This window comes from Rhodococcus sp. 14-2496-1d, from assembly GCF_002259365.1.
GTDB lineage: Bacteria > Actinomycetota > Actinomycetes > Mycobacteriales > Mycobacteriaceae > Rhodococcoides.
In genome coordinates this window covers 256,716-283,180 of sequence record NZ_NPFV01000029.1, presented here as the reverse complement: position 1 = coordinate 283,180, position 26,465 = coordinate 256,716, and the positions used below count along the sequence as shown (strand labels likewise).

Annotated in this window: 23 protein-coding genes; 14 read left to right on the top strand and 9 right to left on the bottom strand. The window is 65.8% G+C overall.

Annotated features, from left to right (window positions below; genetic code table 11):
- Positions 1-104: 104 nt before the first annotated feature.
- The gene (locus tag CH296_RS22655) at positions 105-476 is read left to right on the top strand and encodes a hypothetical protein (RefSeq protein WP_045195275.1); all 372 of its coding nucleotides are present in this window, start codon (positions 105-107) and stop codon (positions 474-476) included.
- A gap of 139 nt (positions 477-615) precedes the next feature.
- Here the strand turns inward: CH296_RS22655 and CH296_RS22650 are convergent, their stop codons facing one another.
- The 4 genes from CH296_RS22650 to mptB all read right to left on the bottom strand — a co-directional run bounded on the left by CH296_RS22650 (position 616) and on the right by mptB (position 5,065).
- The gene (locus tag CH296_RS22650; RefSeq protein WP_032398018.1) at positions 616-1,602 is read right to left on the bottom strand and encodes a heme A synthase; all 987 of its coding nucleotides are present in this window, start codon (positions 1,600-1,602) and stop codon (positions 616-618) included.
- A gap of 72 nt (positions 1,603-1,674) precedes the next feature.
- Positions 1,675-2,469: an ABC transporter permease gene (locus tag CH296_RS22645; protein ID WP_371828407.1), complete on the bottom strand. Its 795-nt coding sequence runs from the start codon at positions 2,467-2,469 to the stop codon at positions 1,675-1,677.
- A 2-nt stretch (positions 2,470-2,471) separates the two neighbouring features.
- Positions 2,472-3,416: an ABC transporter ATP-binding protein gene (locus tag CH296_RS22640; protein ID WP_032398020.1), complete on the bottom strand. Its 945-nt coding sequence runs from the start codon at positions 3,414-3,416 to the stop codon at positions 2,472-2,474.
- A complete protein-coding gene (mptB, locus tag CH296_RS22635; RefSeq protein ID WP_094685788.1) occupies positions 3,413-5,065 on the bottom strand; it encodes a polyprenol phosphomannose-dependent alpha 1,6 mannosyltransferase MptB in 1,653 nt (550 codons plus the stop codon). Before mptB ends, CH296_RS22640 begins: the two co-directional genes overlap by 4 nt.
- A gap of 336 nt (positions 5,066-5,401) precedes the next feature.
- On the opposite strand from mptB, the gene CH296_RS22630 reads away from it, so the two are divergent.
- The 7 genes from CH296_RS22630 to CH296_RS22600 are packed head-to-tail and all read left to right on the top strand — an operon-like array spanning position 5,402 to position 11,806.
- On the top strand, positions 5,402-6,148 hold the full coding sequence (locus tag CH296_RS22630) for a helix-turn-helix transcriptional regulator (protein ID WP_373557304.1): 747 nt from the start codon (positions 5,402-5,404) through the stop codon (positions 6,146-6,148).
- Positions 6,145-7,590, top strand: coding sequence for a Fe-S cluster assembly protein SufB (sufB, locus tag CH296_RS22625; RefSeq protein WP_032398021.1), 1,446 nt, complete (start codon positions 6,145-6,147; stop codon positions 7,588-7,590). Before CH296_RS22630 ends, sufB begins: the two co-directional genes overlap by 4 nt.
- Positions 7,591-7,614: 24 nt before the next feature.
- Positions 7,615-8,805: a Fe-S cluster assembly protein SufD gene (sufD, locus tag CH296_RS22620; RefSeq protein ID WP_094630100.1), complete on the top strand. Its 1,191-nt coding sequence runs from the start codon at positions 7,615-7,617 to the stop codon at positions 8,803-8,805.
- A gap of 42 nt (positions 8,806-8,847) precedes the next feature.
- A complete protein-coding gene (sufC, locus tag CH296_RS22615; RefSeq protein WP_032398023.1) occupies positions 8,848-9,624 on the top strand; it encodes a Fe-S cluster assembly ATPase SufC in 777 nt (258 codons plus the stop codon).
- Positions 9,625-9,626: 2 nt separating this feature from the next.
- Entirely contained in the window at positions 9,627-10,919 is a 1,293-nt protein-coding gene (locus tag CH296_RS22610; protein ID WP_094685787.1) for a cysteine desulfurase, read from the top strand.
- Positions 10,920-11,411 (top strand): Fe-S cluster assembly sulfur transfer protein SufU, encoded by a 492-nt coding sequence (gene sufU, locus CH296_RS22605; RefSeq protein WP_094630012.1) that lies wholly within the window; start codon positions 10,920-10,922, stop codon positions 11,409-11,411.
- 2 nt (positions 11,412-11,413) lie between these two features.
- Positions 11,414-11,806: a metal-sulfur cluster assembly factor gene (locus CH296_RS22600; protein WP_032398026.1), complete on the top strand. Its 393-nt coding sequence runs from the start codon at positions 11,414-11,416 to the stop codon at positions 11,804-11,806.
- Between the two features lie 21 nt (positions 11,807-11,827).
- Here CH296_RS22600 and CH296_RS22595 read toward each other — a convergent pair whose 3' ends face one another.
- From CH296_RS22595 to CH296_RS22585, 3 genes are read right to left on the bottom strand one after another with little or no spacing between them, the layout of a single operon-like run.
- Complete coding sequence (locus tag CH296_RS22595; protein WP_094630011.1) at positions 11,828-12,769, bottom strand: Ku protein; 942 nt, start codon at positions 12,767-12,769, stop codon at positions 11,828-11,830.
- 51 nt (positions 12,770-12,820) lie between these two features.
- Entirely contained in the window at positions 12,821-13,966 is a 1,146-nt protein-coding gene (locus CH296_RS22590; protein WP_094630010.1) for a lycopene cyclase family protein, read from the bottom strand.
- A complete protein-coding gene (locus CH296_RS22585) occupies positions 13,963-14,751 on the bottom strand; it encodes an SDR family oxidoreductase (RefSeq protein WP_094685786.1) in 789 nt (262 codons plus the stop codon). Before CH296_RS22585 ends, CH296_RS22590 begins: the two co-directional genes overlap by 4 nt.
- A gap of 150 nt (positions 14,752-14,901) precedes the next feature.
- On the opposite strand from CH296_RS22585, the gene CH296_RS22580 reads away from it, so the two are divergent.
- Entirely contained in the window at positions 14,902-16,533 is a 1,632-nt protein-coding gene (locus CH296_RS22580) for an ABC-F family ATP-binding cassette domain-containing protein (protein ID WP_032398030.1), read from the top strand.
- A gap of 6 nt (positions 16,534-16,539) precedes the next feature.
- On the opposite strand, the gene CH296_RS22575 is transcribed toward CH296_RS22580, so the two are convergent.
- Both CH296_RS22575 and CH296_RS22570 read right to left on the bottom strand, forming a co-directional pair.
- Entirely contained in the window at positions 16,540-17,106 is a 567-nt protein-coding gene (locus CH296_RS22575) for a TetR/AcrR family transcriptional regulator (protein WP_032398031.1), read from the bottom strand.
- Positions 17,107-17,219: 113 nt separating this feature from the next.
- Entirely contained in the window at positions 17,220-20,030 is a 2,811-nt protein-coding gene (locus CH296_RS22570; RefSeq protein ID WP_032398032.1) for an aconitate hydratase, read from the bottom strand.
- Positions 20,031-20,378: 348 nt separating this feature from the next.
- On the opposite strand from CH296_RS22570, the gene CH296_RS22565 reads away from it, so the two are divergent.
- The 5 genes from CH296_RS22565 (at position 20,379) to CH296_RS22545 (ending at position 26,426) form a co-directional block, all read left to right on the top strand.
- Positions 20,379-20,921 (top strand): DUF6676 family protein, encoded by a 543-nt coding sequence (locus CH296_RS22565; RefSeq protein ID WP_032398033.1) that lies wholly within the window; start codon positions 20,379-20,381, stop codon positions 20,919-20,921.
- 439 nt (positions 20,922-21,360) lie between these two features.
- Positions 21,361-22,881 (top strand): NlpC/P60 family protein, encoded by a 1,521-nt coding sequence (locus tag CH296_RS22560; RefSeq protein WP_094685939.1) that lies wholly within the window; start codon positions 21,361-21,363, stop codon positions 22,879-22,881.
- Between the two features lie 322 nt (positions 22,882-23,203).
- Positions 23,204-24,451 (top strand): MoxR family ATPase, encoded by a 1,248-nt coding sequence (locus CH296_RS22555; protein WP_094657285.1) that lies wholly within the window; start codon positions 23,204-23,206, stop codon positions 24,449-24,451.
- Positions 24,448-25,437, top strand: a complete 990-nt coding sequence (locus tag CH296_RS22550; RefSeq protein ID WP_032398034.1) for a DUF58 domain-containing protein — start codon at positions 24,448-24,450, stop codon at positions 25,435-25,437. Before CH296_RS22555 ends, CH296_RS22550 begins: the two co-directional genes overlap by 4 nt.
- Positions 25,434-26,426 (top strand): VWA domain-containing protein, encoded by a 993-nt coding sequence (locus CH296_RS22545; protein WP_094647933.1) that lies wholly within the window; start codon positions 25,434-25,436, stop codon positions 26,424-26,426. Before CH296_RS22550 ends, CH296_RS22545 begins: the two co-directional genes overlap by 4 nt.
- Positions 26,427-26,465: the final 39 nt, after the last annotated feature.

Genomic DNA, 26,465 nt, shown 5'->3' with positions numbered 1-26,465 from the left:
GGTACACGGATCCGGGTAACACACGCACGCGGCCGAAGTTACCGATCAGTAACGACTCGACGGGTGGATGCGGGCGACGCGGACGGCCTCGGTATCGTGTCGGCATGGCTACCGAAATCGACAGCGCGGGCATCGAGAAGAACGAGTCGAACGAGGTTCCGAAGGGAACACTCGCGGCCGTGAAGAGCTTTCTCGCCGACCACGGCAACTCCGCCAACGTGGTGATCCAGCCGATCGGTCGAGCAGGAACTCGGCTCACCATGGTCGGTGCCGACGGCGTACTGGGCGACCAGGTGGTGGCGACGACCGCCATCGCCCGCGCGATCGTCGACGGTCTCGACCAGTTGACCGAGGCCGAATGGGACCGCGAGCTGGTCAGTTCGGTCAATCCGGCCCCCGGACACTACGAGAAGATGGCCGGGTGGGTGGCCGGTCAGAAGAAGTTCCCGAAGGCGCGCAACCAGGCGATCGTCTGAGCGGAGAAAACTGCGGAAATTCCTTCGATCCGGCGGGAACCATCTCGGTACCCGATGCGTCGAAGTCAGTGGAGGGGCAGTCGGCCATCTGAGGGGGAGGCCGGCTGCCCCTCCACCCTGTTCGAAGCTCGACCGATCGTCACGAGCGAACTGCGACGTCCTCGGTGGTCTCGACCGTCTCGGTCGCCACCGGACCGCGAGTGCGGCAGGCCGCCCAGACTGCAGCGGTGGCGGCGGTACATGCGCCCGCACCGGCCACGTGGAAGGCGACGAGCACGGCCGGAACCCCGGTGAAGTACTGCACCAGTCCGATCAGAGACTGCGCCAGCACCAGGCCGATCAGGACGTTGAGTCGGAACGTGACCGCCTTCGGCGCACGAACCGCATACAGCGCGAATGCCAATCCGACGAGCAGGGCCAGGTAGCCGACCAGGAACTGCGAGTGTGCGTGCACCAGCGTCACGATCTCGATACCGAGACGCGGTACCGGTTCCTCGATGCTCTTGTCGCCCGCGTGCGGGCCGGCTCCGGTCACCATGGTGCCCGCGATCAGCACGCCCGTCAGAGCGATCCCGGACAGCCCCGTCAGCGCTCGCAGAGCACCCGGCACCGTCGGCGTGGACTCGGCCGGCGCATCGCTCTCGCCGACCTTGGCGTACAGCAACGTGGCCAGCCACACCATGGCCATCGAGACGACGAGGTGAACGGCTACCGTCCACCACAGCAGTCCGGTCAGCACCGTGAATCCGCCGATGACGGCCTGTACGACGGTACCGAGCGGCATCAGCCACGCGAAGAACAGCACTTCCCGACGCCGCCGTGCCCTGGTGACGGCGATGACGACCGCGGCGGCCGCGAGAACCACCACGAATGTGAGCAGACGGTTGCCGAACTCCACGGCCTGGTGCAGAACGGGGACCTCTGACACCCCGACGGGAGTGAAGCTACCGGGAAAGCACTGCGGCCACGTGGGGCACCCGAGTCCGGAACCGGTGACACGAACGACGGCGCCGGTGACAGCGATGCCACCCTGCGTCAGGATCGCAATGAATGCCAGCACCCGCTGCACTCGAAGCGAGGGCACGGGCAGGATATCGACGACGCGCAAGAACGCTCTGTACAGCACCCCTCGATGGTAAACGCCGATCAACTACACAGCGTCGTTGGGTGGCGAGCGTCGTTGGGTGGCGAGCCCCGCTCAGGTGAACTTGAACGTGCGTACCGCGAGGGTGCCGCACACCGCAGCCCACACCAGCAGTACGACCACACCGAAGATGTCGAAGGACGAGGACACACCTCTGCTCAGTGCCTCACCGAGCGCGCCGGACGGCACGATGCGTGCGACGTTCTGCAGTCCCTGGGGGATCTGGTCGTCCACGAACACCGCGCTGCCGATGCCGAGCATCACGAACCAGGCGATGTTCGCCAGCGCCAACACGATCTCGGCGCGCAGGGTGCCGCCGAGCAGCAGTCCCATCGACGCGAAGGTGACGGTTCCCAGAGCGATGATGACGGCCCCGAGCAACAGACCCGTCGCGCTCGGGCGCCATCCGAGAGCGACGCCGATCGAGCCGAGCAGAATCGATTGCAGAATGACCACGATCACCACGGCGGCGGATTTGCCGCCGATGATGCCCCACCGCGGAAGGGGTGTCGCCCCGAGCCTCTTGAGCGCGCCGTAGCGGCGATCGAAGCCGACAGCGATCGCCTGGCCGGTGAACGCCGTCGACATGATGGCCACCATCATCACGGCCGGGACGACGCGGGCCACTCGGTCGGCACCGAGTTCGCCGAAGGGCAGCAGGGTCAATCCGATCAGCAGGGTGATCGGAATGAACATCGTCAGCAGCAACTGTTCACCGTTGCGCAGCAACAACTTCAGTTCGAGACGGGTCTGTGCGAGCAGCATCCGCGCAGCCGAGGCGGGCTGCGGGCGAGGCGCGAACAGGCCTGTCTCGAATCGGTTGTCGGCGAGCCGGGCTTCTCTGCGCACGGTCACTTCCTCAATTCTCTGCCGGTCAGTTCGAGGAACACGTCCTCGAGGCGGCGCTGGTCGACCTGCAATTCGGTGGCCAACACGTCCTGCTGTGCGCACCAGGACGTGACGATCACCAGAATCTGCGGCTCGATCACACCGGAGACCACATAGGAGCCGGGCGTCGGTTCCGACGGTACGTAACCCGGGGGGAGTGCCGCGTCGAGCATGGACAGTTCGAGTCCCGGGGGTGCGGTGAAGCGCAGTTGGCCCTCGGCACCCTGCTTGGTCAGCTCGGAGGGTGTGCCCGAGGCGACTACGCGGCCGTTGTCGATGATCGTCAGCCGATCCGCGAGCTGCTCGGCCTCGTCCATCAGATGTGTCGTGAGCAATACGCCGACACCGTCGCGGCGCAGGGCGTCGATCAATTCCCACACCAGCAGCCGGGCCTGGGCGTCGAGCCCGGCGGTCGGTTCGTCGAGGAACACCAGTTCGGGCCGCCCTACGATGGCGCAGGCCAGAGCCAGCCGCTGCTGTTGCCCACCGGAGAGCCGCCGGTACGGGGTGCGGACTGCAGAGGTCAGGCCGAGGCAGTCGAGCAGCCATGCCGGGTCGAGGGGGTCGGCCGAGTACGAGGCGACGAGTTGGAGCATCTCGCCTGCCTTGGAACCGGGGTACGCACCTCCGCCCTGGAGCATGACGCCGATGCGTGGCCTCAGCTGCGCCGACTGCGCCACGGGGTCCAGTCCGAGGACCCGGACCGAGCCGCTGTCCGGCACGACGAACCCCTCGCACATCTCGACGGTGGTGGTCTTTCCTGCTCCGTTGGGGCCCAGCAGCGCGAGAACCTCGCCGGGGCCGATGTTCAGGCTCAGTCCGTCGACGGCACTGACACCGTCGTACGACTTGCGTACGTCGGTCAGCTGTACGACAGGTTGCGCCGCGTCGGACGTCCCGGAGATCACGAGGACTCAGCGTATTCGTCGGTGCTGAGGTCGCGTTCCGGTGGTCCGGTGCGGATGGGCCACGGCATCCGGTTTCGCGTGAGCAGATAGAGCACCGCGATCGTCAGGATGGTCACGACGGCGGCCTGCACGATCTGGAACGGTTGGTACTCACTGCCGTTCGGCATGAGGATCACGCTCACCAACGACGAGAAGGCGATGGCCGGACGCCTGAACGAGGGAGTCGTGGCCCACGCCGCCAGCGGAATGACCGCCCACAGCAGGTACCAGGGTTGCACCACGGGGAACAGCAGGACGACGGCTCCGAGTGCGACGCCGAGTGCGCCGACCGGATGCAGGCGGCCACGCAGGACGGCGATGAGCATGCGGACGACGATGATGCCCGCGACGACGGCTGCGATCGGGCGAGTGAGACCTAACACAGCGGTGGTGTGGTCGCCGAGGCCCAGGAGCACACCGACGAATCCGGTGCCGAGACCGAGGATCGTGGGGATCGACATCCAGCTGCGCACCACTCCGGCAGTTCCCAGAGTGTTGATCCAGCCGAAGCCGAGACCGCTGCCCAGGCTCACCGCCACCTGGACCGCGATGGCGATCGAGCCGAGCAGGAGCGCCGCGTGGATCACGGATCGCAGGGTCCCGCCCCACCGCCTCGACAGCGCCATTCCCACGAAGCCGAGCGCGATGAGCGAGGGAATCTTGATCGCGGACGACAGTGCGATCAGGCCTGCTCCGCCGACGAGGAACGCGATGTCGGTACCGCGTAGCGCTCCGGAGTGCTCGATCGCGCGAAGTGCCAGTTCGGTACCCGCCAGCATGAGCCCGATCATCAGGGCTTCGTTGTGGATACCGGCCACCAGGTGGAACAGCACCAACGGGTTCGCGGCGCCGAGCCACAGTGCCGTGACCGACGCGACCCCGCAGCGCCGAGCCAGACGTGGCAGCGACCAGACGATCAGCGCTACTCCCGCCAGAGCGAGCAGGCGATGGAGGAAAATGCCGGCGACGATGTTCTCGCCGGTCAGGTACGTGATTCCACGGCCCATCCACAGGAACAGCGGACCGTAGGGTGCCGGGGTCTCCCGCCAGATGTTCGGAACCGTTCGGGTCAGTACGTTGTCGGCCCCGAGCGCGTCGACCGGACCGACCTCGTACGGGTCGAGTCCGCGCGCGGTGATCTCGCTCTGTGCCAGGTAGGAGTAGACGTCACGCGAGAACATGGGCGGTGCCACGGACAACGGCAGGATCCACAGCAGCAGCGTGCGGTCCATCTGGGAACGAGTGAGTCGACGCGGAGTGGTTCCCGATCGCGTTCGTCCCAACGCAAATCTTCCCAACAGCAACCACGCGAGCACCACGATGACGGTTCCGGTCATCGTGACGGCCAGTGCGGTGGTCGCCATTCGGGACGGCAAGCTCAGCAGTCGGACACCCGCGATCGGGTTCTGCAGCACCGGCTGCGCGCCCGCGCCGAGGGCACCGATCGCCATCAGCAGCGCACCCGCGGCACCGAAACGACGGATGTTCCTGAGTTGGTTCGTCTCCGAGGGGTTCAGCCCCGGTGCCTCCTGCTCGTCTCCGTGCAGGGTGGCGACCGCCCCGCCGGGAGGCGTCGGTTCCAGGCCGATGACTCGACGGGCGGGGACCACGACGAACCGCTGGACGAGCGCGCCCGGGGTGGACTTCGATGTGCCGGACGCCGAGGAGGACTCGGAACCGCTCGCGGAAGGTGAGCTCTCGGAACTGGGCTCACTGTCGGTCGATGGCACAGTGGGAGCGTAGCTGTGCACTCGCGCACGGCCTGCACCGTGCTCCATCCGCAGGCACGGCATCGGCCACGTCGTCGGACGAGCGCCCTGCATAGGGCACCCTTGCTGGACCGGGTACCGCAATTCCGTCACACTGGTGTTGTGAAAACAACCGAGAGCTCGCTCGTGCGTCCGGGAAGTGTCGAGTCTTCGGCGTCCGGCGCAGGCGTTTCGTCGGTGCGACCCACGTCGGCCCCCGAGGGGCAGACGCGGAGCGCTGTGGTCACTCTACTGCTGGAAGAGGGCCCCATCACCGCCTCCGACATCGGTACTCGGCTGGGGTTGAGCGCTGCGGGTGTCCGACGTCACCTGGACGCACTCATCGACGCGGGCGAGGCCCGCATCACCACCCCCGCAGGTGCTCGGCAACGTGGCCGGGGCCGACCGGCCAAGCATTTCCAGCTCACCGCAGCCGGGCGCAACCGTCTCGGCCACACCTACGACGATCTTGCCGGTGCCGCCATGCGGCAGCTGCGCAAGATCGGGGGAGACGCGGCAATCGAGACATTCGCTCGGCAACGCGTCAACACCATCGTGGCCGACGTGGAGCCTGCGGCGGGATCCGATGCGCATGCCGTGGAGGACGCCGCCGACCGAATCGCCGACGCGTTCAGCGCGGCCGGATTCTCGGCCACCACCCGTCAGGTGGGCAACGGTGTGCAGATCTGCCAGCACCACTGCCCGGTGTCGCACGTCGCCTCCGAGTTTCCGGAGCTGTGCGAGGCCGAGCAGACCGCGTTCGCCGAGATCCTCGGCACGCACGTGCAGCGTTTGGCGACCATCGCCAACGGTAATTGCGCGTGTACGACGCACGTACCGCTGTCATCGACGCGGTACTCGAACACCGATAGTTCCGACAAGAAGACTCCCGACGCGCAGCCCCGTGTCGGAGAACGCCCACGCCTCCGGAAGGAGCCCGCATGACCGTCACACCAGACCAGGTGACACCCACCGCGCCGCTGACCCAGGACGAGACCATCGCCTCGCTCGGCACCTACGGATACGGCTGGGCCGACTCGGACGTAGCAGGTGAAAGCGCCAAGCGCGGTCTCTCCGAGGCCGTCGTCCGCGACATCTCGCAGAAGAAGAGCGAGCCCGAGTGGATGCTCGAGGCGCGTCTCAAGGCGCTCAAGACGTTCGAGCGCAAGCCGATGCCGAACTGGGGTTCCGACCTCGACGGCATCGATTTCGACAACATCAAGTACTTCGTGCGGTCCAGCGAGAAGCAGGCTGCAACGTGGGAAGACCTGCCCGAGGACATCAAGAACACGTACGACAAGCTCGGCATCCCCGAGGCGGAGAAGCAGCGCCTCGTCTCCGGTGTCGCCGCCCAGTACGAGTCCGAGGTCGTCTACCACTCGATCCGTGAGGACCTCGAGGCTCAGGGAGTGTTGTTCCTCGACACCGACACCGCCCTCAAGGAGCAGCCGGAGCTGTTCCGCGAGTACTTCGGAACCGTCATCCCCGCAGGCGACAACAAGTTCTCCGCACTGAACACCGCGGTGTGGTCCGGTGGATCGTTCATCTACATCCCGCCGGGCGTCCACGTGGACATCCCGCTGCAGGCCTACTTCCGGATCAACACCGAGAACATGGGTCAGTTCGAGCGCACGCTGATCATCGTCGACGAGGGTGCCTACGTGCACTACGTCGAAGGTTGCACCGCGCCGATCTACAAGTCGGACTCGCTGCACTCCGCCGTGGTGGAGATCATCGTCAAGAAGGGTGGTCGTTGCCGCTACACGACCATCCAGAACTGGTCGAACAACGTCTACAACCTCGTCACCAAGCGCGCCAAGGCCGAGGCAGGCGCAACGATGGAGTGGGTCGACGGCAACATCGGCTCCAAGGTCACCATGAAGTACCCGGCCGTCTGGATGACCGGTGAGTACGCCAAGGGCGAGGTTCTCTCGGTCGCGTTCGCAGGCCCGGACCAGCACCAGGACACCGGCTCGAAGATGTTGCACCTGGCACCGCACACGTCGTCGAACATCGTCAGCAAGTCCGTCGCTCGCGGCGGCGGCCGGACGTCGTACCGCGGTCTGATCCAGATCAACAAGGGTGCGCACGGTTCGCGTTCGACGGTCAAGTGCGACGCGTTGCTCGTCGACACGATCAGTCGTTCCGACACCTACCCGTACGTCGACATCCGCGAGGACGACGTCTCGATGGGCCACGAGGCCACCGTCTCGAAGGTCAGCGACGATCAGTTGTTCTACCTGATGAGCCGCGGCATGACCGAGGACGAGGCGATGGCGATGGTCGTGCGCGGCTTCGTCGAGCCGATCGCTCGCGAACTGCCGATGGAATACGCGCTCGAGCTCAACCGGCTCATCGAGCTGCAGATGGAAGGGTCGGTCGGATAAGTGAACAACCCCCTCACCGGAGTGATGGGTGCCGTGGCATCCGAAAACCCCGAGTCGGCCAAGGAAGACAAGTCGAAGCTCGTCGTGAACAAGGGCGCTCAGTTCACGTCCTACGACGTGAATGCGTTCGAGATCCCGTCGGGTCGTGACGAGCTGTGGCGTTTCACGCCGCTGCGTCGGCTGCGCGGCCTGCACGACGGTTCCGCCGTCGCCGACGGGGCCGCTCAGGTCACCGTCGGCGCCCCGGAATCGGTGACCGTGGAGACCGTCGGGCGCGAGGACGAGCGACTGGGCAAGGCCGGCGTTCCTGCCGATCGTATTGCCGCTCAGGCATTCTCGGCGTTCACCGAGGCCACGATCGTCTCCGTGCCGAACGAAGTCGAGGTGGCCGATCCGATCGAGATCACCGTCGACGGTCCCGGTGTCGACCACGTCGCCTACGGTCACCTCCAGATCCGACTCGGCACGTTCGCTCGCGCCACCGTCGTGATCGACCAGCGAGGTAGTGGCACGTACGCCGAGAACATCGAGTTCGTTCTCGGTGACAGCTCGCAGTTGCACGTCGTGCTGATCCAGGACTGGCAGTCCGACGCCGTGCACGTGGCGGCACACCATGCACTCCTGGGACGCGACGCCGTGCTGCGGCACTACAACGTCAGTCTCGGCGGCGACCTGGTGCGCATCAGCCCGACCGTGCGCTACAGCGCGCCCGGTGGTGACGCCGACATGCTGGGTCTGTACTTCGCCGACGCGGGCCAGCACCTCGAGCAGCGTCTGCTCGTCGACCACTCGGCTCCGCACTGCAAGTCCAACGTCATGTACAAGGGCGCATTGCAGGGCGAAGTGGGCCCGGGCAAGCACGACGCGCACACCGTCTGGATCGGCGACGTTCTCATCCGCGCCGAGGCCGAGGGAACCGAGACCTACGAGCTCAACCGGAACCTGGTTCTCACCGACGGCGCGCGCGCCGATTCGGTACCGAACCTCGAGATCGAGACCGGGGAGATCGTCGGAGCAGGCCACGCCAGTGCCACCGGCCGTTTCGACGACGAGCAGCTGTTCTACCTGCGCGCTCGTGGGATCTCCGAGGAGGTCGCTCGCCGACTCGTCGTCCGCGGCTTCTTCCACGAGGTCATCGACAAGATTCCGGTCCCCGCCGTGCGCGAGCGCCTGGACGCTGCCATCGAGACCGAACTCGCCGTCGTCGGCGCGTAGGTCACACCCGAACCTTTCTCGACTGCACAAAGGAACTTTTTGATGTCCACACTCGAAATCCGCGATCTGCACGTCAGCGTCGCCAACTCCGACGCCACTGCGGAGCCCATCAACATCCTCAAGGGTGTCGACCTCACCGTGAAGTCGGGTGAGACGCACGCGATCATGGGTCCCAACGGTTCCGGCAAGTCGACCCTGTCCTACGCCATCGCCGGCCACCCGAAGTACACGGTGACCTCGGGCACCATCACCCTCGACGGTGAAGACGTGCTCGAGATGAGCGTCGACGAGCGTGCGCGCGCCGGCCTCTTCCTGGCGATGCAGTACCCGGTCGAGGTGCCGGGCGTGTCGATGTCGAACTTCCTCCGCACCGCCGCCACCGCCGTGCGGGGTGAGGCTCCGAAGCTGCGGCACTGGGTCAAGGAAGCCAAGACCGCGATGAGCGAGCTCGAGATCGAGGCGAACTTCCTCGAGCGCAACGTCAACGAGGGATTCTCCGGCGGCGAGAAGAAGCGTCACGAAATTCTTCAGCTGGGACTGCTCAAGCCCAAGATCGCCATCCTCGACGAGACCGACTCCGGCCTCGACGTCGACGCTCTGCGCGTGGTGTCCGAGGGTGTCAACAAGTACAAGGAGCGCGAAGACGGTGGAGTGCTGCTGATCACGCACTACACCCGCATTCTGCGCTACATCAAGCCCGACTTCGTCCACGTCTTCGTCAACGGTGAAATCGTGAAGTCCGGCGGTGCAGAGCTGGCCGACGAGCTCGAGGCCAACGGATACGCCGGCTACACGCAGGCCGCGACCACCGGAGCATGAGTATGGCTGCACCCGCAGCTGCGGCGGTGGCGGCATCGTTCGATGTCGCCACGGTTCGCCGCGACTTCCCCATCCTCTCGCGTACCGTGCGAGACGGTAAGCCGTTGGTGTATCTGGACTCCGGTGCCACCTCTCAGCGGCCCGTGCAGGTACTCGACGCCGAGCGTGAATTTCTGACCACGTGCAACGCCGCCGTACACCGCGGGGCGCATCAGTTGGCCGAAGAGGCCACCGATGCCTACGAGGGTGCGCGCGCCGCCATCGCGTCGTTCGTCGGTGCCGACGTCGACGAGATCGTGTTCACCAAGAACGCGACCGAGTCACTCAACCTCGTGACGTACGTGCTTGCCGATCAGCGATTCGATCGCCACCTCGGTCCCGGCGACGAGATCGTCGTCACCGAACTCGAACACCACGCCAACCTCGTTCCGTGGCAGGAACTGGCAGCTCGAACCGGTGCCACGCTGCGCTGGTACGGCGTCACCGACGACGGCCGAATCGACCTCGACTCGCTCGAATTGTCCTCTGCCGTAAAGGTTCTCGCGTTCACGCATCAGTCCAACGTGACCGGCGCGGTCGCTCCGGTCGAGGAATTGGTGCGTCGGGCCAGGGCGGTGGGCGCACTCGTCGTCCTCGACGCATGCCAGTCGGTGCCGCACATGAAGGTCGATTTCCACGCGCTCGACGTCGACTACGCCGCGTTCTCCGGTCACAAGATGCTCGGTCCATCGGGGGTCGGCGTGTTGTACGCCAAGGCTGCACTCCTCGAAGCGATGCCTCCGTTCATCACCGGCGGTTCGATGATCGAGACCGTCACCATGGAGAAGACGACGTTCGCCGCGCCGCCGCAACGGTTCGAGGCCGGGGTTCCGATGACCTCGCAGGTCGTCGGACTCGGCGCAGCTGTGCAATACCTGGAGAACATCGGCATCGATGTCATCGCCGCGCACGAAAAGGCCTTGGTCGCAGCAACTCTCGCCGAGTTCGCGAAGATCGACGGTGTTCGCGTGATCGGACCGACGGAGAACGTCGACCGCGGTTCGGCGGTGTCGTTCGTGGTCGACGGCATTCATGCCCACGACCTCGGACAGATCCTGGACGACGAGGGGGTCGCCATCCGCGTCGGACATCACTGCGCGTGGCCCCTGCATCGTCGGTTCGGTGTGGCTGCGACAGCGCGCGCCTCGTTCGCGCTCTACAACACGGTCGAGGAAGTGCAGGTTCTGGCACAGGCGATTCGCCGCGCACAGTCGTTCTTCGGCACCACCGACAACGGCGGGGGAGGTCAGCGGTAGATGCGCATGGAACAGATGTACCAGGAAGTGATCCTCGATCACTACAAGCACCCGCACGGCCGTGGACTGCGCGAGCCCTTCGGTGCCGAGGTACACCACGTCAACCCCACCTGCGGCGACGAGGTGACACTGCGCGTGCAGATCGAGAACGGCACCGTCGCCGACGTCTCGTACGACGGCCAGGGCTGCTCGATCAGCCAGGCGGCGACATCGGTGCTCACCGACCAGGTTGTCGGACTGAGCGTCGCCGATGCGTTGAAGACGGTCGACGCGTTCAGCGACATGGTCGGCAGCAGAGGTACCGTCGAAGGCGACGAAGACGTCATCGGTGACGGAATCGCGTTCGTCGGTGTGGCCAAATACCCGGCCCGTGTCAAGTGCGCCCTGCTGGGATGGATGGCTTTCAAGGACGCGGTTGTTCAGGTAGTGGACGCAGATTCGACAGTCACGACGGGCGAGACCGCCCAGTCGGCATTTTCCGGAGGACAGTGATCATGACGGATACAACAGATACGACCCAGTCAGCGTCGGAGACATCGGAGACCACTCCTGTGGCTCTGACCGCCGACGAGATCAAGGTGCTCGAGGACCTCGAAGAAGCGATGCGCGACGTCGTCGACCCCGAACTCGGGATCAACGTCGTCGACCTGGGACTGGTGTACGACATCAAGATCGACGCCGACGACATCGTCACGGTCGACATGACGCTGACGTCGGCGGCATGCCCGTTGACCGATGTCATCGAGGATCAGGCTCGCGGCGCGCTCGTGCGCAGCGGTCTGGCCGCCGACCTCAAGATCAACTGGGTCTGGATGCCGCCGTGGGGTCCGGACAAGATCACCGACGACGGTCGCGAGCAGCTCAGGGCCCTCGGCTTCACCGTCTGACGTACGGCCGAGTCGGCCCCCTCACGCACCCTTGGCTTCGTCGGCTTTGGAGTCGGCGGTCTTGGCGGGGGTCGACTTCTTCGCTGCCGTCTTCTTGGCGGCCGCCTTCTTCGCCGGGGCTTTCTTCGCGGGTGTCTTCTTCGCCGAAGCGGATGTGGAGGACCCCGACTTCGTGTTCTTGCCTGCCGCCTCGACGCTGCGTTGCAAAGCCGCCACGAGATCGACGACCTCGGCATCCTCTCCGTCGTCGTCCTTCTCCGTCTCGGTGTGGATGACCTTCTCACCGCCGTTGGCGAGCGTCTCGTCGATCAGCTTGCGCAGTTCGATCTGGTAGTCGTCGGTGTACTCGGTGGGATCGAATTCCGAGGACATGCTTTCGACCAGGGACGTCGCCATCTTCACTTCCTGCGGGCGCGCGGACGGCGCGTCTTCGAGCGAAGGAAACTCTGCGGCCCTGACTTCGTCCGGCCACAGCAGTGTCTGGATCACCAGTACGTCGTCGCGCACGCGTAGTGCGGCCAGGCGGGTCTTCTGTCGCAGAGTGAAATGCACCAGCGCGGTGCGTTCGGTTTCCTCCAGCGTCTCCCGAAGCAGCACGTAGGCCTTGGGTGACGCGGAGTCCGGCTCGAGGAAGTAACTCTTGTCGTAGAGGATCGGATCGATCTGCTCGGTCGGCACGAATTCGAGAACCGGAATTTCGTGCTTCTCCGCCGCAGGCAGCTTGTCGAAGTCGTCGTCGGTGAGAATGACGCGTTCCCCGTCGGGGGAGTCGTACGCCTTGTCGATATCGGCGAACTGCACCGACTTGCCGCATTCCTGACAGATGCGGTCGTACTTGATGCGCCCGCCGTCCTTCGCGTGCACTTGATGAAACCGAATGTCGTGCTGCTCGGTGGCCGAGTAGACCTTCACCGGAACATTGACGAGTCCGAAGGCGATCGAGCCCTTCCAAATGCTGCGCATCTGTCCATGATCGCCGACCGGGCGCCCGCGTGTCGACCGTTGACGGGAAACTCAGCCGCGGCCCGGAGTGCGCACTATCGTGCGCGCGATCGCGAGCCTGGCCGATCCCGGGAGCGTCGGAAACATCTTCAGCATCGCGGTCATCGTTCCGAGGGCGTCGTCGTACCCGGACAGGTACGAGCGCTGCAGTTCGACCGGGAGCGAGAAGAAGCTGGAGAAGAACTGGGGGACCATCTCGGGTTCGAGAGCCAGTGCCGTGCGCAGCCCGAGGTTGCGAAGCTTCTGAACCGTCCAGACGTGCACCGGGCGCATCGGGCGCGAACGTCCACCGCCTCGGAATCTCTCGACGAGGTGATCCGTCGTCGCCAGCGACGCCGCAACGCTGTACCCCGTGGCCGGATGCATCAGATTGGAGCGGGAACCGAAGAGCACCGGTCCGCCTCGCCCGGTGTGCAGCCGCGACCGAGGCGGCGGTTCGACCGAGAACCGCACTCGCTCGACGTCCTCGTCGCCGGTCGGTTCCAGGTTCCGACGGGTGAGCCGGTGGTGCAGCCGCGATCGAAGCAGTGCGAGTTCCAGCGGTGGCCGGCCGACCAGACACGTCTCCTCGAGCAGGATCCGATCCTCGTCGAGCGCCACGGCGTAGAGAAAACTCGGGGCCTCACCGGGCCGAGCTCCGTTGTCGGTGCGCCAGTCCATGAACCAGGCGTCCGACCCTTCGAGGATCGGCTCGGCGCGGTCCCGGTCGACGACGATGCCGTACGCCGTCTGCTGTGCGAGGTCCCGAGAATCGAGCGTGCCGCGGGCGTCGACGACGTGACGAGCGTCGACGATGGTGCCGTCGGCGGTCGTCACCCGGGAACCGGTGACGTCGACGGCTGTCCCCGCCAGCACTCGGACCCGGTCGAGGGACAGGGTCGCTTGCAGGGCAGGTGTGTCCAGCACGCAGTACGTCCGGTCGATGATCCGATGACGGTCGGTCCATACCGCCGGCTTCTGTGCAGTCGAGGCGACGGCGGTCGGAGGCAACCACGACGGCAACTCGTCGGCCCAAGCGGAATACGTCGGTGTCCAGGTGCGCGACGGGTGTGGATCGAGTGCGAGCACATCGAGTCCGGCCTCGGCGCACCGATGGGCGACGGCCCGCCCCGCGGGACCGAGTCCGACCACCGCGACGTCGGCCGAGAAATCGTTCACATTCCGCCGGTGGCGAGCAAACCACCGTCCACGCGCACGGTCTCGCCCGTGATCCAGGAGGACGCGTCCGACACCAGGAAGGCCACCAGGGCCGCTACGTCCTCAGGATTGCCGAGACGCTTCATCGGATAGCCGGCCGCTGCCGCGTCTTCGCCGTTGGCGACGAGAGCCTCGGCGAATTTCGTCTTCACCACGCCCGGAGCCACCGCATTGACGCGAATCTTCGGACCGAGCTGCCAGGCGAGCTCCTCGGTGAGGCGGATCAGAGCGGCTTTGGATGCGCCGTACGCGGCGATCACGCCGGTGGAGCGGATGCCGGCCACGCTGGCGACGTTGACGATCGCGCCGCCGTGCTCGCCCATCCAGGCATGGAACGCCTGCTGGACGAATCCGAGGGTACCCACGACGTTCGTGTCGAAGATCTTGCTCACGCCGGCCAGGTCGGCGTCCATGAGTGAGCCGTAGACGGGGTTGATGCCGGTGTTGTTGACCAGGATGTCCAGTGAACCGAAGGTCTCCACGGTGCTCGCGACCGCGTTGCGTCGGTGCTCCGGGTCGCCCGCATTACCGTCGATCGCGAGCACGGAATCGCCGAGTTCCGCTGCCGCCGCAACGAGAGGTTCGCGCTTGCGAGCGGTGATGGCGACGTTCGCGCCGCGGGCGAGCAGTTCCGCGGCGATGGCCTTGCCTATGCCTCGGCTGCCGCCGGTGACGAGTGCGGTGCGCCCGGCGAGATCGAGGGTCGGCGCGCTGGAAGAGCTGACTGTTTCGGAGGCGTCGGTCATCGATCAGACGTTACCGGTGTCACCGTCGTTCCTGGGTGAGGGCACGTGAATGCTGAGCTAAAATGGGGGTTTGCTGTGCTGTTCGGCGGCATGGTTCGCCCGTCGGTCGACGGGCGACGATCTTGTTCGGCAATCGCTAGGAGCTCACGCGTGATCACCGCCACCGACCTGGAAGTTCGTGCCGGTGTGCGGACCCTTCTGTCCACCGAGGGGCCCGCGCTCCGGGTACAGGCGGGCGACCGCATCGGGTTGGTCGGTCGCAACGGTGCAGGAAAGACCACCACGTTGCGCATCCTGGCGGGCGAAGGCGAGCCCTACGCGGGCGAGGTCGTGCGCACCGGCGAACTCGGTTACCTGCCGCAGGATCCCAAAGAAGGCGACCTCGACGTGCTGGCCAAGGATCGCGTGCTCTCGGCCCGTGGCCTGGACACCCTCCTGCACAAGATGGAAAAGCAGCAAGCGCTGATGGCCGAGGTCGCCGACGAGGCGCTGCTCGACAAAGCCGTCCGTAAATACGGCGAACTCGAAGAGCGTTTCGCCTCCCTCGGCGGTTACGAAGCCGAGAGCGAAGCGGCCCGCATCTGCAACAGCCTCGGCCTGGCCGACCGCATCCTCGGCCAACCGCTACGGACCCTGTCCGGTGGACAGCGTCGACGCGTCGAGCTGGCTCGCATTCTGTTCGCCGCGTCCGACGGCAGTGGTGGACGATCGAACACCACCTTGCTGCTCGACGAGCCGACCAACCACCTCGACGCCGATTCCATCACCTGGCTGCGCGGATTCCTCCAGAACCACGAGGGCGGACTCATCGTGATCAGCCACGACGTCGAACTGCTCGGAGACGTGGTGAACAGGGTGTGGTTCCTCGACGCCGTCCGCGGCGAAGCCGACATCTACAACATGAACTGGAAGAAGTACCTCGACGCCCGCGCCACGGACGAGCAGCGTCGCCGTCGTGAGCGCGCCAACGCGGAGAAGAAAGCCGGGGCACTGCGCGTGCAGGCCGCCAAGATGGGGGCCAAGGCGACGAAAGCCGTTGCAGCACAGAACATGGCGAAGCGCGCCGACAAGCTGCTCGCCAACCTCGATGCCGAACGGGTGTCCGACAAGGTGGCGCACATTCGTTTCCCCGAGCCGGCACCGTGCGGCAAGACGCCGCTGATGGCGAAGAACCTGACCAAGATGTACGGATCGCTGGAGATCTTCGCCGGCGTCGACCTCGCCATCGACCGGGGCAGCCGTGTCGTAGTGCTCGGGCTCAACGGTGCAGGCAAGACGACGCTGCTGCGGATCCTCGCCGGAACCGAGAAGGCGGATACCGGTGAGATCGAACCCGGCCACGGCATGCGCGTCGGATACTTCGCACAGGAACACGACACCCTCGACGACCACGCGTCGGTCTGGGAGAACATCCGGCACGCGGCACCCGACACCGGCGAACAGGAACTGCGGTCGCTGCTCGGAGCCTTCATGTTCACCGGGCCCCAGCTCGACCAGCCGGCAGGAACACTGTCCGGTGGCGAGAAGACCCGTTTGGCTCTCGCCGGGTTGGTGTCCTCCGCGGCGAACGTTCTCCTGCTCGACGAACCGACCAACAACCTCGACCCGATCTCCCGTGAGCAGGTGCTCGACGCGCTCCGCAGCTACAAGGGCGCTGTCGTACTGGTGACCCACGATCCCGGTGCCGCCGAAGCGCTCTCACCCGAACGAGTGATTCTGCTTCCCGACGGCACCGAGGACCACTGGTCGCAGGAATACCTGGAACTGATCCAGCTCGCGTAACAATGCTCAGTCCTGCCTGCGGACCGACTCCTCGACCAGGTCCAGGATCGCGGCGAGGTTCGAGCCGCCGTGGCCGGACGCAATGCGAGCCACCAGGCCGTCGAGTACGAGATCGAGGTAGTCGGCGAGGACGTCGTTGGGTACGTCGTCGCGCAGTCGTCCTGCGGTCTTCTGACGCTCGAGTCGTCCGAGTGTGGCGTCGGTCAGCTCGGCCGACCTCTCGGCCCAGCTGGACCGGAAGTCCGCGTCCGTGCGCAATCGTCGGGTGATCTCGAGCCGCGTGCCGAGCCATTCGAATTGTTCGGGTTGCGCCAGCATGTCTCGCATCACCTGCACCAGACCCTGAGTGGCCGCGACCTCGGCCATGCGTCGGGCATCTTCCTGAGCCAGCGCGAGGAAGAGCCCGTCCTTGTCCTTGAAGTGGTGGAATATGGCTCCGCGCGACAGGCCGGTGGCTTCTTCGAGACGCCGTACTGTCGCGCCCTCGTAACCGAACTCGCCGAAGCACTTACGCGCGCCGTCGAGAATCTCGCTTCGACGGGCAGCCAGGTGGTCTTCGCTGACCTTGGGCACGTGTGGGTTTCCTACTTTCGATGAGGGCCTCGACCGAGACGGCGATGGGCCCGGAAACACGTTGTCGGTTCCGGGCCCATCGCCGTTCGAGGCGTACGTCAGACGACGCGCACTCAGCCTCTGATCATGTTGCGCAGCACGTACTGCAGGATGCCGCCGTTGCGGTAGTAGTCCGCTTCACCCGGGGTGTCGATGCGAACCACTGCCTCGAATTCGACCTTCGAGCCGTCTTCCTTGGTGGCGATGACGGTCATCGTCTTCGGGGTGGTGCCCTCGTTCAGCTTCGCGACTCCGACGATGTCGAAGGTCTCGGTGCCGTCCAGCTTGAGCGACGATGCGCTCTCACCGGCCGGGAACTGCAGGGGAACGACGCCCATGCCGATGAGGTTGGAGCGGTGGATGCGCTCGAACGACTCGGTGATGACGGCCTTGACGCCCAGGAGCGAGGTGCCCTTGGCGGCCCAGTCACGTGAGGAGCCGCTGCCGTACTCCTTGCCGCCCAGCACGACCAGCGGGATGCCGGCCTTCTGGTAGTTCTGCGACGCGTCGTAGATGAAGGACTGCGGTCCGCCGTCCTGCGTGAAGTCGCGGGTGTAGCCACCCGAGACGTCGTCGAGGAGCTGGTTCTTCAGGCGGATGTTCGCGAACGTTCCGCGAATCATGACCTCGTGGTTTCCGCGGCGCGAACCGAGCGAGTTGTAGTCCTTGCGCTCGACGCCGTGCGAATCCAGGTACTGCGCGGCAGGTGTACCCGCCTTGATGGGACCGGCCGGGCTGATGTGGTCGGTGGTGACCGAATCGCCGAGCAGCGCCAGCACGCGTGCACCCTTGATGTCCTCGACGGGAGCCGGGTCCATCGTCATGCCGTCGAAGTACGGAGGCTTGCGCACGTACGTCGACTTGGGATCCCACTCGAACGTGTCGCCCTCGGGGGTCGACAGGTTCTGCCAGCGGCTGTCACCGGCGAAGATGGTCTCGTAGGACTTGCTGAACATGTCCCGGCTGATCGAGGACTGGATGGTCTCCTCGATCTCCTGCGAGGACGGCCAGATGTCCTTGAGGAACACCGGATTGCCCTCGTGATCCTCGCCGAGAGCGTCGGTCTCGAAGTCGAAGTCCATCGTGCCCGCCAGGCCGTAGGCGATGACCAGCGGCGGCGAAGCCAGGTAGTTCATCTTCACGTCGGGGGAGATGCGGCCTTCGAAGTTGCGGTTGCCCGACAGGACTGCGGTGACCGAGAGGTCGTTGTCGTTGATCGCCTTCGAGATCGGCTCGAGCAGCGGACCGGTGTTACCGATGCACGTGGTGCAGCCGTAACCACCGAGGTAGTAGCCGAGCTTCTCGAGGTACGGCCACAGGCCGGCCTTCTCGTAGTAGTCGGTGACGACCTGCGAACCGGGTGCCATGTTGGTCTTGACCCACGGCTTGGTGGACAGCCCCTTCTCGACGGCATTGCGGGCGAGCAGTGCTGCGCCGAGCATGACCGACGGGTTCGAGGTGTTGGTGCACGAGGTGATGCCTGCGACGACGACGGCACCGTGGTCGAGGACGAATTCGCCGGCCTCGTCGGTGGTGACCCGAATCGGCTTGCTCGGGCGGCCCTCGGAACCGTATGCGGCAGAACGTACGTCGACGGAGTCCTCTTCGGCGAAGCTCAGCGAAGCGGAATCACTGGCCGGGAACGACTCGTCGAGTGCCTCGTCGAGCTTGCTGTCACCCTCGTGCGCCGGGTGGTTCTCCTCGACGTAGTTGTGGATGTCCTTGCGGAAGGCAACCTTGGACTCGGACAACAGGATTCGGTCCTGCGGGCGCTTCGGTCCTGCGATGGACGGAACGACCGTGTTGAGGTCGAGTTCGATGTACTCGGAGTACACGGCCTCGTTCTTCGGGTCGTGCCACATGCCCTGTTCCTTGGCGTACGCCTCGACGAGCGCGAGCTGCTCGTCGCTGCGGCCGGTGAGGCGCAGGTAGTTGATGGTTTCCTCGTCGATCGGGAAGATCGCTGCGGTGGAACCGAACTCGGGGCTCATGTTGCCCAGGGTGGCGCGGTTCGCGAGCGGAACCTCGGCCACGCCCTCGCCGTAGAACTCGACGAACTTGCCGACGACGCCGTGCTTGCGCAGCATCTCGGTGGCGGTCAGCACCACGTCGGTCGCGGTGACGCCGGGCTGGATCTCACCCGAGAGCTTGAAACCGACGACGCGGGGGATCAGCATCGAGACGGGCTGGCCGAGCATGGCCGCCTCGGCTTCGATACCGCCGACGCCCCAGCCCAACACACCGAGGCCGTTGACCATCGTGGTGTGCGAGTCGGTGCCGACGCAGGTGTCGGGGTAGGCCTGGCCCTTGCGGGTCATGATCGTCGGTGCGAGGTATTCGATGTTGACCTGGTGCACGATGCCCATGCCCGGAGGGACGACCTTGAAGTCGTCGAACGCGCCCTGTCCCCAACGCAGGAACTGGTAGCGCTCACCGTTGCGCTCGTACTCGAGGTCGACGTTGCGCTCGAGAGCATCGGCGCGGCCGAAGACGTCGAGGATGACCGAGTGGTCGATGACCATGTCGGCGGGGGAGAGGGGGTTGACCTTGTTGGGGTCGCCACCCAGGGTGGTGACGGCTTCACGCATCGTGGCGAGGTCGACGATGCAGGGAACGCCGGTGAAGTCCTGCATGATGACGCGTGCAGGGGTGAACTGGATCTCGAAGCTCGGTTCCGCGGACGGATCCCACGAGGCGATCGAACGAATGTGGTCGGCGGTGATGTTTGCACCGTCCTCGGTGCGAAGGAGGTTCTCCGCGAGGACCTTCAGTGCGTAGGGCAACTTCTCGGCACCGGGCAAGGCCGACAGTCGGAAGATCTCGTACGAGTTCTCTCCGACTTCGAGGGTGCCCTTTGCACCGAATGAATCTTTACTTGCGGTCACTTCAGCTCCACTCGTCTATGAGGCACACCGCCGACGGGGCTGTGTCGACGGTTGAAGCGAGGCGCCGACTGCGGGCCTCGGCCTCGAATCTCGGTAGCGAGAGTTCGGGGCGGACGCACGGTCGGTGTCTCGATGGAAGTCTAACAGTACGCTTGTCCTGTGAAAACCTGCGGTCGGGTCCTCGGTGGGTCTGGAGGCACCGAACCACACGACGATCCTCACGCAGTGCTCCCGGCTGCGCAATGAAGGGCGACCTCAGTAGTGAAGCCGGACCTGCGGGGCAACCAGGTTCGCACGTGGCGGTGACGTAGGGTTCGAGCCGACTGGTTCCTACCGACTGGACGAGAGATGCCTGAGCCGATTCACGCCGTTTCCCCACTTGCCACCGATATACCGGCAGGTCTGGACGTCGACAGCATCGTCGCCACGGTCCGCGAGTCCGGCGTCAGTGCCCCCGCCGACGAGGAGGCCGGTTTGTCCGCGGCCGTCGCGCGCGCCGAGGACCACGGCATCGATCTGAGCATCGTCATCGTGCCGACCGAACCTCGCCACGACTCGCAACTTCGAGACCTCGCAACCGCTGTCGGAGCACGCGAGGGCGGGACTGTTCTCGTGCTCAGCCCAGGGCAGGTGGGTACGTTCAGCGACTCGATCAGCCGGGTGACCCTCGAAGCAGGCCAGGACCGTACCTACACCGGGAACCACGTCGTGGCGGCCGACAACTTCGTCGACACCCTCGTCGAGGATCAGACACCGTGGGGTCTGCTCACGGGCGGCCTGGTCGTCGTGGTCGCCGCGGTTGCGGCACTGACCGCCGTCGTGAAGGTCCGCAGATATCGCTCGCGTTCGGAGTCGAACGACCGCGCGCACAGCGAGTCCGTCGCCGACTGAACACGCGCGTCGGAGTGTCGTTCGACCGACCGACGCTCGCCCCGTTCGACCCCGCCCCGATGGTGACCGTCGGGTCGTCCGAAAAAGTCGGAAAAATTGTTTTCGGTAAACCCCGAGTTCACGGCGTTGTGCCTGGTGAAATTACCAATGTGTCATTTGTGACTGGAGTTTCTTTAGGGTGCGAAGTGTCGTACGGTGCCATTGGCACTGCTGGGGAAGGAGTGTCGCAGAAGGCGGTTGTCATCCGTGGGGAACTCGGGAGGCCACTGCTTCGGGTGTGACTGACGTGGTTCGCACCTGTCGTATCGCTGCGTGTTTCTTTCCTGCCCGGCGAGAGCGCTCACCGTCACCTGCGATCGGGGTGGAGGACGGAGAGCTTCCCGACGGCACGACGGTTCGACGCGAACCCGAGTGAATGCCGGACCCGAGGGAGACATTTGTGAGCCGACGTCAAGTCCGCGGAACTCACCGCCGTGCACTCGTCCGTACCCGATTCGTGCTGGTAGGCGCAGGCCTCGTTCTCGCGTTGACGGCGACCCTTCCCGGGGTTGCCGCCGCGGTACCACCGCCACCGCCCAACCCCTCGGACACCGACATCGCCGCCGCGGGCAGCGCCGTCGATTCGAGCCTCGGCCGAGTCGGCCAACTGATCGACGCGATCGCCTCGGCCAACCAGCAGCTCGCCCAACTCGACGACGAGGTCGCGTCGAAGCGCGAAGGCGTAAACAAGGCCCTGGTCGATCTGCAGAATGCGCGCGACGCGGCCGACGTGGCCGCCGCGGTCGTCGGTGCCGCACAGCAGGCTCTCGCCGACGCAGGCACCCAGATCCAGGCGGCCCAGGCCAAGTTCGACGAGTTCGCCAAATCGAGCTACACCCAGGGCTCGGGCGTCGCCTCGATGGCGTCGTTCCTGGGATCCAGCGGACCGGACGACGTCCTGGACCGCGCCCAGGTCCTGAAGATTCTCTCCAACAGTCAGAACGCAGTACTCGACGGCCTACAGCGAGCCCGTACCGAGCAGGCGAACCGCGACTCGGCAGCGCGTGAGTCCAAGCAGCAGGCCGACGCCGCTGCCTCGGAAGCAGAGGCGAAGAAGGCGGAGGCCGAGCAGGCCATCGCCGAGGCGCAGGCCGCGCTGCAGGCAGAGGCCGACCGGAAGGCCACGATCGAATCGGAGCGCGACTCGGCGCAGACCGAACTCGATGCCGCCCGCAGCAACGTCGCCGGTCTGCAAGACCAGCGAGCCGCATACGGCGACTGGGAGGCGCAGAAGGCGGCCGAGGACGCGGCCATCGCCGCCGCCACGGCCGCAGCGAAGGAAGCTGCTGTGCAGGCAGCTGCCCGAGTGTCGGCCAACCTGGCGGCGCAGCAACGCGCGGCCGCCATCGCCGAGGGCCAGCGTTCGCACGTGGACGTGGACGACGATTCGAGCGCGTCGACCGACTCGGACAGCTCGACCACGACCACGCCCACCACCCCCACCAAGCCCAAGACGCCCACCAAACCGAAGACCTCCACGACCCCGTCCGTCACCGGCAGCGCAGCTGTCGAGTTGGCGATCGACCGCGGAATGAGCCAGCTCGGTGTGCCGTACTCCTGGGGCGGCGGCGACGAGAACGGACCGACCAAGGGCATCAGGGACGGCGGAGTCGCCGACACCTACGGCGACTACAACAAGGTCGGCTTCGATTGCTCGGGGCTGATGATCTACGCCTTCGCAGGACTGGGTATCTCGCTACCGCACTACACCGGCTACCAATACACCGCCGGTAAGCAGGTACCGTCCTCGGAGATGAAGCGCGGCGACATGATCTTCTACGGACCCAACGCCAGCCAACACGTCGCGCTCTACCTCGGCGACGGCAAGATGCTCGAAGCCCCGCAATCGGGTTCGGTGGTGAAGGTGTCCGACGTTCGCTACAGCGGAATGACGCCGTACGCCGTGCGCATGGTGTCCTGACCGCGATCCGCAGACTCCACTCCGGCTTCTCGAGTCGTTCCGCAGGCTCCACTCCGGCTTCTCGAGTCGTTCCGCAGGCTCCACTCCGGCTTCTCGAGTCGTTCCGCAGGCTCCACTCCGGCTTCCCGTCGGGGGTGCCTTTCGGCGCACACACCGATCACCTGGAATAGTTGATTGCGGCGGTACGAAACGAGCCCGACGACGATCGACTGAAAGCGGTGAATTCTTGGTGACATCACGTGACGGCCGGATTTCGAACGACGAGGGGTCGACGCGAGTCGAGTCTGCGACTCCGAATCCACCGAGTGCGGAGCCGAAGCGGGTGGACAGTCCGGCCCTGGCCGAGGACGTCCAACTTCTCGAGAAGGCCGTGTACGAGGTCAAGCGCGTGATCGTCGGTCAGGACCGACTGGTGGAGCGCATTCTGGTGGGGTTGCTCGCACGCGGACACGTGTTGCTCGAGGGCGTCCCCGGTGTCGCCAAGACCCTCGCCGTCGAGACCTTCGCACGGGTGGTGGGTGGTTCGTTCTCACGAGTTCAGTTCACTCCCGACCTGGTGCCCACCGACCTCGTCGGCACCCGGATCTACCGTCAGGGCCGTGAGGAGTTCGACACCGAACTGGGACCCGTCGTGGCCAACTTCGTGCTGGCCGACGAGATCAACCGTGCACCGGCCAAGGTTCAGTCCGCACTGCTCGAGGTCATGGCGGAGCGGCACGTGACCATCGGCGGCAAGACGTTCCCGATGCCCGACCCGTTCCTGGTGATGGCCACGCAGAACCCCATCGAGAACGAGGGTGTGTACCCCCTTCCCGAAGCTCAGCGAGACAGGTTCCTGTTCAAGATCGTCGTCGACTACCCGACGGTCGAAGAGGAACGCGAGATCGTCTACCGCATGGGCATCAAGGCCCCCGAGCCCAAGCAGATCCTCGACCCGGCCGAGTTGGTTCGGCTGCAGAATCTGGCCAGCTCGGTGTTCGTGCACCACGCGCTCGTCGACTACGTGGTGCGGGTCATCGCCGCTACCCGAACGCCCGAGCAGTTCGGGATGGACGACGTGGCGAGCTGGATCGCCTACGGTGCATCGCCACGTGCGACACTCGGCATCATCGCGGCCTCCCGCGCACTGGCTCTGCTCCGTGGTCGCGACTACGTCGTTCCTCAGGACGTTCTCGAAGTCATTCCCGACGTGCTCCGGCACCGTCTCGTGCTCTCCTACGACGCTCTGGCCGACGAGGTGACCCCCGAGACGGTCATCTCCCGGGTGCTGCAGACCGTCGGTCTACCGCAGGTGTCGCCGCAGGCGGTACCGGTGCCGCAGAGCAACGGAGGGGGTCCGGCCGGGCAGCACTTCGACGGACGTCAGCCGCAGGGGCCCTACCCGCCGCAGGGGCAGTACCCGGCACCCGGTCAGTTTCCCGGCCAGGGCCAACCGCCTGCGCCCCAGCAGCCGGGTCCCCAGCAGCCAGGGCCCCAGAGCCATCCGCAAGCCGGGCAGTACGGCCAGCCCGCACCGTCTCTGCAGAAGCCGTCCGGTGACGGATCATCGATCGGTACGCCGGGGCAGTGAGCGGACCCGACACCGCCTCCGCGGGCCGAGCCGTCGTTTCCCGGCCACCGTCGTTCCGCTCGGGTGAGCTGCGTGATCCGAAGCTGGCCGCAGCGCTGCGGACCCTGGAACTGACCGTGCGTCGACGGCTGGACGGGGTGTTGCACGGTGACCATCTCGGATTGATACCCGGTCCGGGGTCCGAGCCGGGCGATGCCAGGGAGTACCAGCCGGGTGACGACGTTCGCCAGATGGACTGGTCGGTCACCGCGCGTACGACGCATCCGCACGTGCGGCAGTCCGTCGCCGACCGCGAGCTGGAGACCTGGCTCGTGGTCGATCTGTCGGCCAGCCTGGACTTCGGCACCACCGGGTGCGAGAAGCGCGACCTCGCGGTCGCGGCCTCGGCTGCCATCACGCACCTGTCCGGCGGTGGCGGAAATCGAATCGGCGCGGTGGTGGCAACAGGTTCGGACACCAACCGCATTCCGGCACGGGGCGGCCGCGTGCACACGCAGTCGATGCTTCGCGCCATTGCCACCACTCCTGCTGCAGCCGACGGTGTGCGCGGCGACCTGCGCGCGGCCATCGAAGCGTTGCGACGCCCCGAACGACGCCGTGGAATGGCAGTGGTGATCAGCGACTTTCTCGGGCCGATCGACTGGGAGCGCTCGCTCCGGGCCATCTCCGCGCGGCACGACGTCTTGGCCGTCGAGGTCCTCGACCCACGTGATCTCGAACTGCCCGACGTCGGTGACGTCGTTCTCCACGATCCGGAATCCGGTCGTACTCGCGAATTCAGTACGACACCGCGGTTGCGGGCAGATTTCGCGCGCGCAGCCGCGGCACACCGCGACGACGTGGAGAAAGCGCTGCGGCGGTGCGGCGCACCTCGATTGACGCTCCGTACCGACGGTGACTGGATCGCCGACGTCGTACGGTTCGTGACCGCACGCAGGCACACCATCGGGGCCGGGTTCACCAACACCGCGCGGGCGCCGCGATGAGCCTGACCGATTTCGCCTCGCCGTGGTGGCTGGGCTTTCTCGTCGTCGTCGTCGCACTGACGGTCGGCTACGTCTGGGTCCAGCGGCGCAAGCAGAAGCACGTACTGCGGTTCTCCAACATGGAACTGCTCGAGTCCGTCGCACCCGATCGGCCCAATCGGCTGCGGCACCTGCCGACGGCTCTCGTTCTGGTCGGCCTGATGTTCCTCACCGTCGCGTTGGCCGGCCCCACCGCCGATCAACGCGTGCCCCGGAACCGGGCAACGGTCATGCTGGTGATCGACGTGTCACTGTCCATGGAGGCCACGGACGTCGAGCCGACTCGGTTGGCCGCCGCGCAGGAAGCAGCGAAATCCTTCGCCGACGGTCTGACACCCGGCATCAATCTCGGACTGGTCGCGTTCGCCGGTACGGCCTCGGTTCTGGTCTCGCCAACGGCCAACCGCGAGGCCACCAAGTCCGCCATCGACAAGTTGCAGCTCAGCGAGCGAACGGCCACAGGCGAGGCGATCTTCACCTCGCTCCAGTCCATCGACACTCTCGGTGCCATCCTCGGCGGCGGCGACGCGGCACCGCCTGCGCGCATCGTGCTGCTCTCGGACGGTAAGCAGACCGTCCCGCAGAACCTCGACGACCCACGCGGCGGGTACACCGCGGCGCGTGCCGCCAAGGACAAGAACGTGCCCATTTCCACGATCTCGTTCGGCACCAGCTACGGCTCGGTCGAGATCGAGGACGAGAACGGCGTCGAACGCGTCCCCGTACCGGTCGACGATCCGTCGTTGCGAGAGATCGCGAACCTGTCCGGCGGCAGCTTCTTCTCCGCGTCGTCGCTCGAGGGTCTCCGAGACGTCTACGACACCCTCGAAGAACAGATCGGGTTCGAGATCACCCGCGGCGACGCGTCGCGTCCGTGGCTGATACTCGGTGTTCTCTGCATATCGGTCGGCCTCGGTTCGGCGTTGGTGATGCGGCAACGTCTGCCGTGATCTTTGTTCTTACTCACCAGTAAGTTTCGCTTTGTCATT